Annotated in this window: 9 protein-coding genes; 4 read left to right on the top strand and 5 right to left on the bottom strand. The window is 36.6% G+C overall.

The annotated features are described in order from the left end of the window. Positions 1-108 precede the first annotated feature (108 nt). The 4 genes from era to GSB9_01387 form a co-directional block, all read right to left on the bottom strand. Complete coding sequence (gene era, locus GSB9_01384; protein ID UKM64827.1) at positions 109-993, bottom strand: GTPase Era; 885 nt, start codon at positions 991-993, stop codon at positions 109-111. Positions 994-1,117: 124 nt separating this feature from the next. Further along, on the bottom strand, positions 1,118-1,825 hold the full coding sequence (locus GSB9_01385; protein UKM64828.1) for an FKBP-type peptidyl-prolyl cis-trans isomerase: 708 nt from the start codon (positions 1,823-1,825) through the stop codon (positions 1,118-1,120). Positions 1,826-1,946: 121 nt separating this feature from the next. After that, positions 1,947-2,618 (bottom strand): bifunctional 4-hydroxy-2-oxoglutarate aldolase/2-dehydro-3-deoxy-phosphogluconate aldolase, encoded by a 672-nt coding sequence (locus tag GSB9_01386; protein UKM64829.1) that lies wholly within the window; start codon positions 2,616-2,618, stop codon positions 1,947-1,949. Between the two features lie 119 nt (positions 2,619-2,737). Further along, complete coding sequence (locus GSB9_01387) at positions 2,738-3,784, bottom strand: sugar kinase (protein UKM64830.1); 1,047 nt, start codon at positions 3,782-3,784, stop codon at positions 2,738-2,740. A 129-nt stretch (positions 3,785-3,913) separates the two neighbouring features. On the opposite strand from GSB9_01387, the gene GSB9_01388 reads away from it, so the two are divergent. After that, on the top strand, positions 3,914-4,975 hold the full coding sequence (locus GSB9_01388) for a LacI family transcriptional regulator (protein UKM64831.2): 1,062 nt from the start codon (positions 3,914-3,916) through the stop codon (positions 4,973-4,975). 294 nt (positions 4,976-5,269) lie between these two features. On the opposite strand, the gene GSB9_01389 is transcribed toward GSB9_01388, so the two are convergent. Continuing rightward, complete coding sequence (locus tag GSB9_01389; protein ID UKM64832.1) at positions 5,270-9,643, bottom strand: response regulator; 4,374 nt, start codon at positions 9,641-9,643, stop codon at positions 5,270-5,272. Positions 9,644-9,942: 299 nt separating this feature from the next. Between GSB9_01389 and GSB9_01391 the strand changes: the two genes are divergently transcribed. The 3 genes from GSB9_01391 (at position 9,943) to GSB9_01393 (ending at position 18,760) form a co-directional block, all read left to right on the top strand. Then, positions 9,943-12,657 (top strand): pectinesterase family protein, encoded by a 2,715-nt coding sequence (locus tag GSB9_01391; protein UKM64834.1) that lies wholly within the window; start codon positions 9,943-9,945, stop codon positions 12,655-12,657. A gap of 74 nt (positions 12,658-12,731) precedes the next feature. Then, a complete protein-coding gene (locus GSB9_01392; protein ID UKM64835.1) occupies positions 12,732-14,669 on the top strand; it encodes a GDSL-type esterase/lipase family protein in 1,938 nt (645 codons plus the stop codon). 50 nt (positions 14,670-14,719) lie between these two features. Next, positions 14,720-18,760 carry a pectinesterase family protein gene (locus tag GSB9_01393; GenBank protein ID UKM64836.1) on the top strand — a complete coding sequence of 1,347 codons (4,041 nt, stop codon included), beginning with the start codon at positions 14,720-14,722 and terminating at the stop codon, positions 18,758-18,760. Positions 18,761-19,321 lie beyond the last annotated feature (561 nt).

Consider the following 19,321-nt stretch of genomic DNA (forward strand, 5'->3'; position numbering starts at 1 on the left):
AAACTAACTAACTCAAAACGTGATAAACAAATTTGATTGCTGCAAATATGAATCAATAACATTAAGTAAATGTTACTTAACCAACAAGTTAGCGTTAGCTTTTGTGCCCTATTTGGTATTATAACCAAAACGCCTTAACTGGTTTTGATTACTTCGCCAATTTTTGTTCACTTTTACATAAAGTTCTATATGGATCTGTTTACCGAAAAACGCCTCCAAATCTTTTCTGGCCTCCATGCCCACACGCTTTAACGCACTGCCTTTATGCCCAATAATAATGCCTTTTTGGGTGTCGCGCTCTACCATAATTACCGAACGTACCCGGATGATATTTTCTTCCTCAAAAAATTCTTCGGTTTCTACTTCAACGGCATACGGGATTTCTTTTTTATAATGAAGCAGAATTTTTTCGCGAATGGTTTCGTTTATGAAAAAACGTTCCGGTTTATCTGTTAATTGATCTTTTGGATAAAACGGTGGTGATTCTGGAAGTAAATCAATAATTCTGTTAAAGACTTCTTTTACATTGAATCCTTCTAAGGCCGAAACAGGAAAAATCTCGGCATTGGGCACTTTTTCTGCCCAAAGTTGCACCTGCTCTTCCAACTGTTCTTGGTTAGACGTGTCAATTTTATTGAGCAATAATAAAACCGGTATTTTAGATTGCGTTATTTTATTGAAAAAGGCTTCGTCCTTTAATTCCTTTTCACCTATTTCTACCATATAGAGCAACACATCGGCATCTTCAAAGGCAGATTTCACAAAGTCCATCATCGACTCCTGCAACTCATAAGCGGGTTTTATTATGCCAGGTGTATCGCTTAAAACCACTTGAAAATTATCGCCGTTTACTATACCTAGAATTCGGTGACGCGTAGTTTGAGCTTTCGATGTAATTATGGATAGCTTTTCGCCCACAAAGGCATTCATCAATGTTGATTTGCCCACATTGGGGTTCCCGATAATATTTACAAAACCTGCTTTATGGCTCATTTATAATGTTTTTTGTTTTTGCAAATTTACAACTTGAAATTTACTGCAGCCCAAATAGCTGCAACAAAAAAGCAGGAAGACAACCTTCCTGCTCTTTAATTTTATTTATTGTAAAAGGTATGCTTTATTTTACCTCAATCAATTCAACATCAAAAACCAATGTTGCATATGGCTTAATCGCTCCTCCTGGTCTTGGGTTTGCACCATAAGCTAGGTTTTGAGGAATAAAGAATTTGTATTTGGCCCCTTCTTTCATTAATTGTAAACCTTCAGTCCATCCTTTAATTACTTGGCCTACACCAAATTCTGCAGGTTCACCTCTATCAACAGAGCTATCAAACACCGTTCCATCAAGCAGAGTACCGTGGTAGTGTACTTTAACCTTAGAATCTGCTGTTGGCATTTCGCCTTCACCTTCTTTTAAAACGATATATTGTAAACCACTTTCGGTAGTAACAACGCCTTCTTTATTTTTGTTTTCTGCTAAGAATTTTTCGCCTTCAACTTTGTTTTTTTCTCCTTCTTCCTTTCTTTTTGCCATTTCTTCTTGTTGCTTCTTTTGGAAGTAAGCTCTAACGATTTGCTGTGCTTTAGTGGCATCAATTTGAAGATCAGTTGAATCGGAAGCATTTACAAAACCTTGAATGAACAAATCGTTATCAAAACCTTCATCAAAAGTTCGCTTTACATTGTTGGCTACATCTAAACCAATAGCATAGCTAACCGAGTCCAACTCTGTTTTTAATGGTTTGTTGGTTACACCACTTTTACCGTTACAAGACACCACAATCAAAACAAGTGCTACTAAACTTAAAAATTTCATTATTTTCATTTCGTTGTATTATTTTTTATGAGTTGCCAAATGTAACAAAATTAAAGTGAGTAAAAAAAGAAAACCTTCCCGACACTCGAGAAGGTTTTTAGGTTTAACATGTTTTTAACGCAAACTTGTATTAAAAGCCTCTAACTTTTTTTACTATGCTTAAAGCGTTCTTAACATCCTGCTCTAATTTGGCGTAGTCTTTATTGGCAATAATATCTTTTGAAATTAATTTAGACCCCATTCCAACACAGGTTACACCGGCGTCGAACCAACCTTTTAAATTTTCTTCGGTTGGTGATACACCACCTGTTGGCATAATGCTGGTCCATGGTTGTGGGCCTTTTATACCTTTTACAAACTGTGGGCCATAAATATCACCAGGGAATAGTTTTACGATTTCGCAACCCAATTCCTCTGCTCTAGCAATTTCGGATAAGGTACCACAACCTGGCGACCACAATACTTTTTTGCGGTTACACGCTATAGCGATGTCTTCCCTTAACACTGGAGTTACAATAAAATTCGCGCCAAGAGCCATGTACAATGATGCTGCTGCACCATCGGTGACAGAACCAACACCCATAATCATTCCAGGCAATTCTTTAATGGCGTATTTTGTTAATTCGCCAAAAACTTCGTGAGCAAAATCGCCACGTGCAGTAAACTCCATTAAACGAGCGCCACCGTCGTAACACGCTTTTAATACTTTTTTACTTAATTCTATATCGCTATTGAAAAACAACGGAATCATCCCCGTGTCTTTCATGGCTTGTGCCACTTCTAATCTTGAAAATTGTGCCATTTCTTTGTTTTAAGTCGGAAGTCCGAAGTTGGAAGTTCCGAAGTTTATAATTATGCTGGAAGCTAGAAGCAAGAAGTTGGAAGGCTCCTACTTCATCCTTCTAGCTCTAAACTCTTTTTTTATCTTGCTACACGACCCGAAGCGTCACCGCCCATAAGTTTTTCAACTTCGGCTACAGTAACCAAGTTCGCATCACCTTTAATCGTGTGTTTTAGACAAGATGCAGCAACAGCGAAATCAAGTGCGTTTTGATCGTCTTCCGGGTATTTTAACAATCCATAGATTAATCCACCCATAAACGAATCACCACCACCAACTCTATCAACAATATCGGTAATTTGGTACTGACGTGTTTCGTACATTTTTTCTCCATCGTATAATACACCAGCCCATGTATTGTGAGAAGCAGAAATAGAACCTCTTAGTGTAGTAATTACTTTTTTAGCTCTAGGGAATTTCTCCATCATTTGCTTACAAACAGAAAGGAAAGCTTCAGCTTTTACGTTGTGCCCTTCAGTTTGTACGCTAATACCTTCTGGTTTGATACCAAAGTGCATTTCGGCATCTTCTTCGTTTCCTAAAACTACATCACAGTAAGAAGTCAATTCGGTCATAACAGCTTCTCTATGTGCATCGTCACAGTATTTCCATAGTTTAGCACGGTAGTTCAAATCGGTTGAAATAGTAACGCCTTTTGCGCTAGCAGCTTTTACAGCTTCTAAACACACATCGGCAGCACCTTGAGAGATTGCAGGTGTAATACCTGTCCAGTGGAACCACTCAACACCTTCGAAAACTTCGTCCCAATCAATCATTCCTGATTTGATTTCAGACATGGCAGAATGTGCTCTATCGTAAACTACTTTTGAACCTCTTGAAACGGCTCCGGTTTCTAAAAAGTAAATCCCCAAACGGTCTCCACCCCAAACAATCTTATCGACATTTACACCTCTTTTACGCATTTCCATCATGGCACATTCACCAATATCATTTTTTGGTAAACGTGTAACAAAATCTACAGGAACACCATAATTGGCTAAAGATACCGCAACATTTGATTCTCCACCACCATAAACTACATCGAAGTTGTTAGCTTGCGAAAATCTTAAAAATCCTTGAGGTGCCAAACGAAGCATAATTTCCCCAAAAGTGACTACTTTTTTCATTTTTGAATTGTATTTAGTTTTAATTAAAGAATAAGTTAAACGTTTAAACAAACCTCTTAAAAAACTGCAATAACCCGCAATCTCACTAAAGTTAATTAAGTTTTGATTATAAAAATTATCGCACTATATTTGCTTAATCGATTAAGCAAATATATAAAAAATTTAAATATCAAAAGAAAAACCACCATAAAAGATATTGCGAATGTGTTAAACATATCGACTGCGGCAGTTTCTAAAGCCTTGCATGACGATTCGCGCATTAGCGAAAAAACCAAACAGGCCGTTAAGCAGGTAGCAAAAAACTTAAACTACCAACCTAACCACTTGGCCAGTGCCCTTAGGAAAGGAAAAAGTAAGTTGGTGGGCGTTATTGTACCCCGAACCAACAGTAATTTTTTCTCGTCGGTTATCCAAAATATAGAAGAAGTTCTTAACAAGGAAGGGTATAGTATTATAATGACCCAATCTAACGAATCGTACAAAAAGGAATGCAATAATATTGACACCTTACTTTTTACCCAAGTGGACGGCATTATTGCCTCTATGGCCAACGAAACTATTGAGTTAGATTATTACGAAAAGATAAAATCGAAAGGAATCCCCTTAATTTTATTTGACCGTGGTGAAAATGATTTGGATGTAGATTATATAGGGATTAATGATTACCACAGCAGCCATATGATTGTGGAGCATTTAGTTGAACAGGGCTGCAAACGCATTGCCCATATTGGTGGTTATCGGCACACCCGGATATTTAATAACCGTATAAAAGGCTACCTCGATGCCCTGAAAAAGCACAACTTACCCCTTGACAAAGAACTGCTTATTGAAAGCCATCTTAACATAGAGGACGGGAGCGAAAAAATGGAACAGCTTCTAAAACTAAACAATAGACCAGACGCTGTTTATGTGGCCAGCGACAATGCTGCCCTTGGTGCTTTAGAGGTTTTAAAAAAACATAATATAAAGGTTCCCGAAGAGATGGCTTTGGTTGGTTTTGGAGACGAGCCTTTTACCGCACTTGTAACCCCAAGTATTACCAGCATTAACCAACATAGTGCTGGAATAGGGAAACAAGCGGCCAAACGCTTTTTAGAGTACGCCCAACAACCTGTAATTAAACAAAGTTTAAATAAAATTATTTTAGACGCTGAATTAGTGGTTAGGGATTCTTCGAATATTAAAAAGTAAAGTAGTTTATTAAGGGGGCTTAGAGCCTCCTATTGCATCCATTGAATTTTCTGGAGTGCACCGTCGCTTTAGACCACAAAAAAAGTCAATGGCCTTTTAAGGCAAATCGGTTTTCTAATTACTTAGCTCTAGATTGGAAAAATCATCGTCTTTCTAAGAAACCTTAATCCAATTTTACCTAAATACAACTTTTGTGATAGACTAAAGCGTATCCTACTTGTTTATGGTCTTCCCTGCTGCTCTAATTAAAAAACACTATGCAATTTAAGTATTCTAATTATTAAAAACTTCAACCTACTTATTCTGTTTTCTGTATTCTATTGGAGCGACTCCATATTTCTTTTTGAAACTTTTACTGAAATATTTCATATCTGAAAAGCCCGTCATTTCGGCCACTTGTTTTATCAATAATTGTGTATCTACAATAAGTTGTTCCGCTCGCTTCAACCTTATATCCCTAATGAATTCAACTGGGGTTAAGCCTGTCAAACTTTTTATTTTATTACCAAACGTAGTCCGGTTAATCCCTATAATGGAACCTAATTCTTCTACTGAAAAATTATTATTATCTATATTTTCTTCAATGGTCTGCATTACTTTTTTCATTATGTCTTCATCCCGTTCTGTTATTAAACTGGGCATAGGTTTATAATTTTTTACACTTTTATCGAAAACACTAAAAATATCCTGAAGCCGCTTTCGCTGATTAAGTAAGTTTTCAATCCTTGCTTTGAAATAAGGCACGCTAAATGGTTTCGTTATATAATCGTCTGCACCATAGGAAAGACCTTCAAGTTTACTTTCAATATTGGTTTTCGCGGTTAAAAGAATTACGGGTATATGACTTGTTTCTACATTATTTCTAATCTTTTTTAGAAGGTCTACCCCATTTAGCTTCGGCATCATGATATCGCTAATTATAAATGCCGGCGTTTCTTTGGTAGCCATGGCATAGCCTATCTCACCGTCTTCTGCCTCTATTATTTCATATTCATCTTCGAGGATAGATTTAATGAACGCCCGTAAATCGGGCTCATCTTCAACCAGCAAAACTTTAATTTTTTCATCAGCACCTTGTTTTGCCGATTTTGTTGGCTCAACCAAATTTGAATCTGACTTTTCGACGTCAACCGTAAAATCCACTTCATCTGAAAAATGCGCTTTACCCAACTTAAAATAAACTGAAAATGAGCTCCCACTCCCTACTTCGCTATCAAACTGTAGTTTGGCACGGTGCTTATCTGCAATTTCTTTCACTAAAGACAGCCCAATGCCCGTACTAGGATTGTTACTTTTATTATTGAATGAAACAAATCGATTAAAGAGTTTGTTTTGGTTGTTCTTTGAAATTCCAATCCCTTGGTCGATAACATGAAACCCCAATTCTTTTTCATGTTTGGTTATTTTAACATCAATGGATTTTCCTTTTGGTGTGTACTTAAATGCATTTGATAAGAGGTTGATAATAATTTTTTCCAGACCGTTCCTATCTGCCCAGATTGTAACTTGGTTGGCGTTGCTATGAAAGGAAAAATCAATGTCTTGTTCTTTTGCCACTTCAGAAAAATCGTCAAAAATATCTTTTACGAAAGAAACCAGGTTTATTTCTGAAACTTTCATTTTTGTTTCCTCTATTTTACGGAAATCCAGAATTTGATTGACCAAACGCTGTAACCTATTTGAACTATGCGCTATAAATGACAGTTGTTTTTTTATGGATTCTGGAGTCCTACTATCATTTAACAAATATTCTATAGGTGATGAAATAAGAGTTAATGGGGTACGCAATTCATGGGAAATGTCAATAAAAAACTTTTGTTTCATATTAGACATTTCTTTCTCGAGTTTTACTTTAGTTTTTAATCGGTATATTGTAATTATTGCATGGTTAACCAGTAAAACAGCAGCAATAAAGGCCAGCACATACAGCACATAGGCTAAATTGGTATTCCATATAGAAGGCTTAATGATTATTGGTAGCTTGCGTTGGTTGTTTGTCCAAACACCTTGGCTATTGGTAGACTTTACCTTAAAAACATATTCCCCTTTAGGAACATTAGTGTAGGTTGCTGCACCGTGTGTTTGACTGTAATTCCAGTTTTTATCGAACCCCTCTAGTTTGTAAGTATAATTAATATTTTCTGGATTCTTATAATCAAGTGCAGCAAACTCAATGGTAAAGAAATTTTGATTATGAGATAAAACCAACGTTTCACTTTGGTCTAAAGATATCCTCAATGGAGCGTCTTCGTTAATAGATACTTTTTGGTTAAACAACTTGAAATTGGATAACGCTAAATAAGGCACATAATTATTGGTTTTAATGTACCCGGGAAAGAAGTGTAAAACTCCCTCTGAGTAACCAAACATCAGTTTACCAGAACTTAATTGTATGCTAGTGGCCTCAGAAAAATTGTTATTCGAAATAATTGATTTCACTTCATGGAAAACTTCAAAAAATTCTTGCTCAGGGTTAAAGCGTGATAAAGTATAATCGGTTGCTATCCATATTTTGCCGTCAACATCCTCCAATAGGGATAGTATATTATCGGATGGTAAACCGTCACTTTTAGTAAAGCTTTTGAATGTTAAAGGAAAGCCTAAAGAATCTTTTCCAGTCACTTTGTTAATACCTCCAGAGGTTGTTGCTATAAAAATCTCTTCCTTTTTGGTGATACATATATCAATAACATCATTTCCGTTTAATCCAATATTTGTCCCATCAAAACCAGCTTCATATCTCTTAATCTCAGCTTGGGGATTTAATATACCGTTAGGATTAAAAACAAGCAACCCATTGGTGGCTCCTGCACATAATAACCCTTCTGGTGTTTGGTTTATACAGCGGACTTTATTAAAATCATCAATGGGATAATTTCTCCATTCATTTTTATAGTTGATAAAATGGGTTTCACCATTTGCGTTGTTGTCAACAAGATTAACTCCGCCATCAAAAGTTCCTATCCATATGCGATTACTTTTATCTTGGAATATACTGTAAATATCATTGCTGCTTATACTATAAGGATTTGACTCATCTTCTTTGAAATGAATAACTTTATATGAAAAAGGAACTTCTTGAGGAGTTAATTTATAGAGGCCATCACCTCGGGTTCCAATCCAAATATTCGATTGGCTGTCTTGTATTATCTTGTAAGCAGGCTTATTCCATTTAGCATTTTCAATTAATTGTCCTGATGGAGAAAGGTGACCAATTTTATTTAAGTCTTTATCTAAAAGGACTATTTGGTTCTGTTTGTTAGCGACCCAAACATTTCCTTCTTTGTCCTGAAAAATCGCCCTAACATCATTTACTGAAGATGGAATAAATTCATTAATAACGCTAGTAGTTTTAAAGTTATTTTCGCTAAACACCACTTTAACCAACCCTGATGACCTCGTACTGTACCACAAATTGCCTTGCTTATCGAAAAAAGCAGCTAGAAAACTATTTGAAAAATTCCCTTTAGGGAAATACCCTTTATAATCAAATGGTTTAAGTTCATGATTGTCTGGGTTAAATTTTGAAAACCCACCACCACGGGGCTGTACCCAAATATCGCCCATATAGTCGGTAAAAACATAAGACCTTGGAATTGCCGCTGGAATCTCTAAGCCATGAATGTTAGACGAATAAGAATAAAGTTGTTGCGTAGAGAAATCAAAAAGGTTGATGCCTGTTTCTTCGTTGCTTAAAAACCATAATCGTCTATTTTGTGTCAGAGCCACTGGAGACATATCTTTGGTTTTAAGACCTGGTAGCGTTTCTGAATTATAATACTGAATGTCGCCATTGTAAATATTTACAGTACAAAACCCTTCTTGGTCTGTAAACGCTAAAACGGTTTGTTGATCAAGCTTTTTCATCCATGTAATATGAGCATCCAGTTCAATTTTTTGCGTTCTAAAAGAACGGCCGCGTTTTGAATATTTGGCTATTGTTCCGTTAGCCCCTCCAAACCAAATCTCATCATCAAACTCTACTGTTGTGTAAAAAGACTTGGCTTGCCCCGCTGGGTTTGAAAAATAGTAATAAGGGTCATTTAATTTATTTTTCGTTAAAAGCGTTAGTCCATTATTGGTTAGCAGCCATGAGTTTTTTTGTGCGTCTTCATAAACCGAATGTACAGCCGAAGCATTAAGGGTATTTAGCCTTTTACTGTATACTTTGGTATTAAACGAAGAGTCTGAAACTAAAATACATCCATCCGTTTCAGAAAGCAGCCAGACCAACCCAGATTTACTTGTTTTTACACTACTATGCACAAATCCTTCTTTCGGCAAATCTGGAATTAACTCAGTACTCCAAAACGTTTCGTTTTTAGGATCAAAACAATATGTGTTTGCCTTATTTGAGTTAGACTGTATCCAGATACGACCATATTCGTCCTCTGAAATTTTATCTATGCGGTTATTCTTCATCAAAACTTTATCAGACGATTGCGGCTTGAAGTTCTGAAAAGTATATCCGTCATATTTACTAAGCCCATTAAAAGTGGCCAACCAAATAAACCCTTTTTTGTCTTGGATAATTTGGCTTATTGTATTGTGAGGAAGACCATCTTCAACCAAAAAGTGTTCCACCGAGAAATTTTGCTGACCTTCCAATTCATGGAAAACCCCAAAAAACATTATTAGTAAAAAGTAAAATTTTCCGACTAGTTTCATTCAAATTGGTTCTAAAAGGTAAACTAATAAAACTAAAAAATATTAAAAAACAACTAACATGAGCATTTACAAATGCCTTTTAAAAATTAACTCAAATAAAGGATATATAATTTATTTTCAACACAATATAGCCCCAAAAATCCTGTGTTCTGTTATATACCCCCCTTTAAATTGTAATTTGACCCCACCTTATTCTAAATTACCATATAACTTTGTAATCGATTACAACCTCATATTTTCTTGAGATAATTTAACCGCTATAAAACTATACTATATTAAACAAAAACTACTTATTACTTATGAAATCAATTAAAAAAACAAGCTTCTTTTTTATTAGCCTATTGTTATCAATAACAGGTTATGCACAAAGTTTCAGTCCTGATATTGTCGTCGACATTAATGGCACGGGGGACTTCACTTCAATTCAAGCAGCTTTTGATGCCACACCGGCTGGCACACCTACAATTATTTATGTAAAACGTGGGCTGTACGACCAAGAAAAGCTAATCATTCCTGCCAACAAAACCAATATTACACTAATTGGTGAGAGTAGAGCGGAAACCATTATTTCTTACGATATTTACAATTGTAATGACGGTGGAGACGGACTATGTCCTGATGAAAAAGTAGCGCTTTGGGATAGTAATAGCGACTTAGTAAGAACCGCTGCAACCCTAACCATTCAAGCCAACGATTTTAGAGCCGAGAATTTAACTATCCAAAATACTGCTGACCCTGTTGGCCAAGCCCAAGCCATAACACTCCAAGCTGACCGAAATGTTTTTGTGAACTGTGATATTAAAGCCTATCAAGACACTATTTATTTTTGGATGGCAGAAGCATCACGTGCTTATTTCGAGACCTGTATGATTTTGGGCCGTACCGATTATATCTACGGTAGAGGAGTAGGGTTCTTCAATAAATGTGAAATTAGAAGCTATGGCGGAGGCTGGATTACAGCACCATCATCAACAATTAACCAAGATTATGGATTTGTATTTTATGAGTGTAATTTAACCTATCAGGATAACAGTCCGAGATCTGGTGATGATGGAGCCCTTGTTCGTTTCGGTCGTCCTTGGCATGAATATCCAAAGGTAGCTTGGCTGTATTGTAATATGCCTGATTTTATCCATCCAGAAGGCTGGGGCGATAAATGGAACATGGAATATTCAGATACTAGTACAGAGCTTCATTTATATGAATGGATGAATACTGGTGCTGGTGCCGATATGAGCGGAAGAGCAGATTGGGCAGGTTTGAGAGCTATGGTTGATCAAACGGAAGCTGACTTATACGAACCTGAAATCGTTTTGGCTGGTACTGACAACTGGGATCCGACAGCAATAGCACCGACAGTAACAGTTTTTGATTGGGATGGCGGAGCTGCCAATAATGGATGGATGGAAGCTAATAACTGGAACCCTGACGGTGTACCTGCTACTTCTGAAGTTGCAAATGTTGATGGCAGTATAACCATAGATGCCAACGGAGGAAATTTTGCAGCCGATTTAAATTTAGTAAATGGAGCAACAGTAGATGTTTCAGCCAATAGCTCTGCAACCCTATTAACATTAAACCAATCAACGCTTTCTTCTGCTGCAAATGTCTCTTTTGCAGGAACAATTAAAACCAAAGGTGATGTAAGTATTGATGCCTCAAATAACCTTGATATTACAGCTGCCCTTATTGGTGTGCATCAAATTACTAAAGTAGGTTCTGGAATTTCTCAACTTAGCAATGGAAATACGGGCTTTACCGGAGATATCGTTATTGAATCTGGAGATTTACAAGCTAAAGTTGAAAGTGCCCTAGGGACTTCAGGAAAAATAACGGTAAAAACAAGCGGAACTCTAACTATTGACACTAGTAATGCTATTGATGTTAATACAGCACTTTATACAGAAGGCTCTGGACAATTAGTGCTTAACCAAGATATTACTATTAGTGAATGGTATATTGACGGTGTTATACAACCCATTGGACAATATGATGCTACTACAAATGCCTCAACCATTACTGGTTCTGGTAAAATAATTATTGGAAGGCCAAGTGAATTTACGTTTCTTGGAGGAAATTGGGACGATGCTAATAATTATTCTCCAGCATTATTGCCTGAAGCAGGAGAAAAGGTTATTGTTGATGGCGTAACCATTGAAGCTCAAAGCGCCCCATTTGCTGGCGATATGTACGTGCAAAATGCTGGAAGTATTCGCTTAAGACGACAAGATTCTGAATGTTTAGGCCCAATTACCATGTACCAAGGCACTAATATTTCTTATGCTACAAGTGGAACAGGCTTTTATTTGGATGCCAATATTATATTAGAAGGCGATATTTCCCTTTTTATGAATAGTGCCAATGTTGCCGGTAGTACCATGGAATTGCCAGGAACGTTTTCCGGAAATTATAAAGTATCTGTACGAAACACAAGAGATATTGCCAATAGTGCTACAGCGAATTTAGGGGGAGATAACAGTAATTTTACTGGAATATGGGACTTAACCATTGCAGCTTACAATGCAAGTGGCTATTCAGCCATTAACGGTTTGGCAGAAAATGCCTTTGGAAATGCTTTAATCGATTTGGGTGAAAACAACCAAGCTATTTTCAATCATGCAAAATGTGCTGGTAATGTTCTAAATATGAATATTGCTGGTAATGCTACAGCTGTTTTAAATGTAGCGGTTACGGTACAACAATTTACTTTAAACGGCTCTTCGCTCGGAGATGGCACTTACGATGCTTCAACACATCCTGGCTTACTTACAGGTACTGGGTCTATTACTGTCGATTCCAGCTTAAGTATAGATGATAAGGTTTTGGTTGAATACGGTATGCTAAAAATTAATGGCAACCTTGAAAACCTTGAAATTTACAATATGTTAGGCCAAAGCGTTCATAAAACAAATACCTCCAAAGAAATCGATATTAAATGGTTAAAATCAGGAATCTATATAGTTCTTTACAAGGTCGATGGCAAATTAGGCGCTATTAAAATTTATAAAAATTAAGGTTCAAAACTTAATTTACCTCAACAGAAATAAGGATGAAATACAAGTATTTCATCCTTTTAACTAAGCTAAAAATGAAATCAGTATTAAAATTACTCATTGGAGTTTTTGCGTTTTGCAATATTATTTTTGCAAATGCACAAATTACCTTACATACCATTGGCGATTCTACAATGGCCGATTATGATGAAAATACTACGGACAAAAGAGGTTGGTCTATGATGTTCCAACAGTTTTTCACATCAGATGTTTCTGTTAACAACCGTGCAAAAAGTGGAGCCAGTAGCAAAAGCTTTTATCTGGAATCACCTTATTGGGCAACTGTAAAACAACAAATAGCAAGTGGTGATTACGTTATCATTCAATTTGGACATAACGATGAGAAAAATGGTGGCCTGGATGGTGGAACCGACCCCAACAATCCAATAAATGGAACAGACTATCGTGGTACATCGGCTCAAGGTACTTATAAAGAATACCTTAGAAAGTACATTGACGAAACACGTGCTTTAGGGGCTACACCTATTTTAGCGACACCCATGTGTAGAAAGTATTTTAGCGGCGGCACTATCACACGCAAAGGACGCCATGATTTAGGAGAAAATTTTGGTGTCCCTGAATCAGACCACACATATGACTATAGTTACGCCATGCAAGAAGTTGCTACGGAAAAAAATGTTAAGCTAATCGACTTGACCACATTAACAAAAGGGTTGCTAGAATCTTATGGTGATGCTGAAGCTACTGCTCAACTTTTTGTATCTTCTGACTCTACTCACCCTAATGCATTGGGAGCAACATTGGTTGCTAGGTTATGTGCTCAGGACATGACAAGTCAAAATATTTTGGCTGAATATATTAATACGTCAACCGATGTATTAATCAACCCAAGTAATTGTGATTTTGGTGATGCCTATACCGGACAGACTCTCACCAAAGAATTTACCATAACGGGGTTTGACCTTGAGCCAGCTTCAGGAACATTTACACTTTCTGTAAGCGATGGTTTTTTAATAGCGGCTGATAAAACCGACACATTTACTTCGTCCATTACTATGGATTATGTAAACAACAATCTTGAATTCTCAAAATTTTATATTTCAGTATCTCAGTCGATTGGAGGTACTAAAGATGGAACAGTTACCGTAACCAATGGAACAGTTACCAAAGAAATCCCCTTAACCGCTAATTTCATTGAGTTAACCGGTGGTACCGAAGTGAACCTGCTTTGGGAACTATCAGCAGATGATAGTTATGTTTTAGAAGGCCCTGCCATTCCTCTTGATGAATCCCACAGTAATATGTATGTGCAACGGTATTCTGCCCCTAACTCAAATACAACCTGGCCAGAAGACAGTGGTTACGATACAACCAGAAAAACACAAAGAAACCTAATAGATGGTGATGTTTGGCCTGCCGGAGAAATTGATGAGGTATCTACGCGCTATATACAGTTTGGAATTTCAGCAAGTGAGGGAACAGAGTTGAATATTGATAAAATAAGGTTATATGTTGGTGGAGCCGGTGGTAATGGTATGCGTTGTCGCATTTCCTATTCTACAGACGATTTTGCAACAACATCGGTCATTGAAGAGTTTTCAAGTATGACAGCCAATACCATGTATGCCGTTTCAAAAATCCCTACTTTAAAGCTTGCATATGGAGAAACTTTAAAACTTCGAATTTATCCGTGGTATAGCAATGAGGCAACAGGAAAAACCATTTGTCTTGCAGATGTTAATATACACGGTGTAGCCACTCCAACACTTTCCACGGAGAAGTCGTTGGAAAATAAATTAAAATGGATACTGCAGAATGGTTTTATTAAGATTAAAAATGCGCCTGTAAACAGTAAAGTTACAATCTATGACTTAACAGGCAGGGTAATTCGTGAATCATTAAAAAACAATAGCGATTTATTATATATAAAATCACCTTCTACTAAAGGTATTTATATTGGTAAAATTGAATCTCAACAAGGTATACAAACAATAAAGTTTTTTGTGCCTTAAATAAAGCGCACAAAATTATTAAGTAATAACTAAACTAAAACCATAACATTATGAAATTAACTTTAAAACTAAAAAAGCATTGGACTTTTTACTCTTTTTTTATTGTTCTTCTGTCCGTTAGTTTGCAAATAGATGCGCAAACCATACTCGCAGAGTGGACTTTTGACAATGATTATGACCAAAGTGGCACTGGCCCCTACACTTATACCCCAAATGCAACAGCAAGAAGTGCTGCCGATGGACTGGATATAAGTGTTAATTCAAATGATATTTTTTATCCTAATACTGCAGAAGGAACACTTACAGATTACGAAATGTCGATGACTCCTTCCGAAGGTGGACAAATAAAAAATGTTTATCAAGGAACAACAACCTATCATAATTCAGCAAGAATGCAAGGTGCTATATCTCCTGCAGATTTCACAAACCCTTCCAATCATGCCAATTATTTTCAGTTCTCATTTCCAACAACAGGCTACAATCAAATTACACTAGACCTTTCTTACACTACACAAAATGTAGAAACAGATATTCTCGATGTTTATTATTCTGTTGACGGAGGAACCAGTTGGGCATCAGCAGGTCAAGCAAGCGGAAACTGTTGTTGGTGGACGCTTAAAACAGCTCAATTAGATATTGTTGCCAAAAACAAAAGTAATGTTTTGGTAAGGTTAATGGGTGTACAAGACGGCGGATCGACAGGTAATTATTTTTATATAGACTCTTTTAAGGTGAGTGGTACATCCACTACATTACCAACAGATACGGTTTCTACAATCGACTGGGCCTTCGATTTGGGCACTGAAGGACAAACCGCCACCTATACCGACGCCAGTTATTACAAACCTGATAATGTATCGAAAGGCAGTAACTATTCATATTTTGGAACAAGAACTGGATCTAATCCTACGGTGACTTATACGTCTTTTAAAAATGAAACTGGAGCTACAACACCAGCAGGTGCTGAAGCTAATAACTTGATTGGTTTTGAATTTACCCCAGTTACCGGACTGGATTTTGTTCCAACAAATGTGTCTTTTGACTGCCAAAGATATGGAACGGGTACTGGCGTTATAGATGTCTACTGGAAATCATCTGATGGAACATCTACACTAATAGCAAAAGACATTAAACCTGCGAGAGATGGAGATGCAACAAGTGAAGCTAATGATACCAACACATTTAATATGGATGTTTCTGGCTTATCAATTCCGGCACTTGGCGGTAAATCTACTTTAGAAATTTATATCCACAGCCTTGGTAACGGTAAAGAAGTTGCGCTAGCAAATATTTCCATAACGGGTCACCTAAATGGTACAATAGCAGATGTGGCACAATATACAGTTACAACAGCCGCATCCCCTTCTGAAGGCGGCGCAATAATTTCAGACAATCCTGCCACTGTAGATGATGGTACGGTTGTTAACCTAACAGCTAATGCTAATTTTGGTTATGAATTTGTTGAATGGCAAGACGATTTAGGTGCTACAGTTTCAACTGATAACCCATTCCAAATTACAGTAACCGATAATGTAAGCTATACTGCCGTATTTAATCAGTTAACTACATATGAGTTAAGTCTTACCGTTGAAGGTGGTGCTAACGATTATATGATAGAAATTGCTCCTTCTGGAACTATGGTCGATGGAAAACGAATGTATGAAGCTGGCACTAATGTGACTTTAACTGCAAGTAGTAACCCAATCCTTAATTTTTCGAATTGGGGAACAGGAGAAACCAATGGCGAACTTATTGTTACTATGGACGACAACAAAGCTATTACTGCAAATTACAATGCAGCTGACTATATTGTAGGATGGGATTTTTATGATGACGTGATTACTGTAGATTTTTCATCGAATGTTATAAATGATGCTACAACACTTGTATTAAGAGATGCTGCAGGAACCACAACTAACGGCCTCAACTTTTCTTATGTATCGGGCAATAGTTGGTATGGTAAAAATTGCCGAATTAACTGGCAAGGATTAGAAGACAAGTTCTATTACCAAATTAAAATTAATGCTACTGATTATACTGATATTAGTGTTCAAGCAGCGATGCTTATTAGCTATTCAGGGTATACTGTTCAAAAATGCGAGTACTCAATAGACGGTACTAATTTTGTTGAAATAGGGACTTATGATACTTCAACCATAAACACCTGGGTTGATGGTTCATTCAACCTACCTGCAGATGCTAATAATCAAGCCGAGGTTTATATAAGATGGATTCCAGATTATACGTCTGCAGCAGTTGGAAGTGGTAATGATGGAACTTCTATTTCAGATATTTATGTTTACGGTACAGAAAGTGTTTTTAATGATGGTACAGCACCTGTTCTTACTAGCTCCGTTCCTGCCAACAATGCAACAGGGGCCTCGGCAACAGGAAAAGTGATACTAAATTTTGATGAACGCGTTAAAATTGCCGATAATACAACCGCAACTCTTAATGGAGAAAATTTGACTCCCGTGGTATTTGGAGAATCAATATCGTTTGAATACTCTGGCTTAGATTATAACACAACTTATACGTTTGATTTAGTAGGTAATGTTATTTCGGATTTAGCAGACAATACACTAACCGATGCTATTTCTATTTCGTTTACTACACTTGATAAACCAACTGTAACAAAAAGAGCTTATGATTTTATAGTCGGCGTTGATGGTGATTTTGCAGCAGCTTTGGCTGCAGCCGATGCTGCTAAAAATAGTGGCAATAGATTTTATATTTTCTTCCCGAATGGAGATTATGATTTAGGAACTACAACAGGAGATGCGACACAGCAAACCTTTATTGGGCTTCCAAACATTTCTTTTATTGGGCAAAGTACCGAAGGTGTAACACTATTTAACAATCCCACTCAAGCTCAAGAGGGAATAGACAAAACACCAACAATCAACTTTACATCTAACGCTGATAATATTTACATGCAAGACCTCACTTTGCTTAATAAAATGGATTATCGCTTGGGCATCCCTGAAAAGCGTGCCGTAGCTTTACGGCATCAAGGTGATAAAAACATATTCAAGAACGTGAGATTGTTAAGTAATCAAGACACCTATTTTACTGGAGCAGGAAGAACATATTGGGAAAATGGAGAAATTCATGGGACCGTTGATTACATTTTTGGCGACGGAGATGTTTTCTTTAATGAATGCCTAATGTATATGGAAAACAGAGCTTCTGGTGGTGGAGGCATTGTTACCGCAGCAGCTACCAGTTCAGATTGGGGTTACGTATTTAACAACTGTACCATTGATGGTGACGCACAACAAGATGGAATTTATTTATTAGGTCGCCCTTGGAATAATGCTCCTAAAGTAGTTTATATAAATACGATTATGAATAAATTGCCTACGGCAGGTGCTTGGGGAGATCCAATGAATGTTGTACCCAATCGATTTGCTGAATATAAAAGTTTAACATCATCAGGAATTGAGGTCGATTTAAGTCAAAGAAGAACTGATTATACCAAAGATGCTACATCTGTTACATTAGATCCTACTCTAGATGAAGCGGAAGCTGCTCAATACACAATTCAAAACGTATTAGCAGGTGAAGATGCTTGGCAACCTAAACTTGCTACCGAACAAGCCGAAGCTCCTGAACTCTCAATATCAGAATCTGTATTAACCTGGAACAATAGCGATTACGTGTTAGGCTGGGCTATTTTTAAAGATGATGTATTTATGGATTTTGTAACTACAAATAGTTATGATATTTCAGGAACTAATTCTGGAATCTTTTCGGTAAGAGCCGCCAACGGAATGGGCGGATTGAGTATTAAATCTAATGAATTTGATGCTAGCACTTTAGGTTTAGATGAGAATTCTTTAGCACTAAAAAAACTGGTATTTAGTCCAAACCCCACAAGTGATATTATAAATATAAAAATTGGTGGGGCGATCGAAAAAACGCAGCTGTCTCTATATACTATCACTGGGCAACTACTATGGACAAACAAAGTAGAAACTGGTAATAACAAAACTATTTCTGTAAGTTTACAACAATTCTCAAAAGGTATGTACCTGCTTAATATTGAAAGAGGTTCTGCAAAACGCACTCTAAAAGTTTCTAAACTATAGAGTTTAAGATTTTATCTTTAAAAAACCAAAAAGGCCTGAACCGTAAAGATTCAGGCCTTTTTATTTTTGAGGTTAACTCGATAAATGATAAGATTAATCTATATAAACGTAATATTGATTGGAATATTAATTCTGGTCTTTAAAATGTAAACCTCAAGTGTTTTGAAGCAGTAAGATAATTGATGCGACAAACAATTTAAAACATCGCAGTATACTATCCTTACTCGACCCTACAAGGCTTAAGACGAAATGAATTAATTAACCTAAAATAGAGGACATTGAAAGTAAAAGAATGATGATTAAAATAAATGACACAAAAAGAAACAAGGACAGCTATACATTCTTATCACAAACAGTTTTAATTAATTTAAGGAACTATTCATGAACATCTAAAACATATAAAAATGGGATTATATACAATGTTTCTCGCTTAAAAGTTTTCAGGAAATTTAACACCAAAATCATGTAAGAGCAAAAATTACTCTGTAATATAATTTCATTGTACTTACTACTCTACTTTTTGTCTTCTAAACAAAAAAACCACACTACTAACATCAGTAA

This window comes from Flavobacteriaceae bacterium GSB9 (assembly GCA_022749295.1).
Taxonomy (GTDB): domain Bacteria; phylum Bacteroidota; class Bacteroidia; order Flavobacteriales; family Flavobacteriaceae; genus Flavisericum.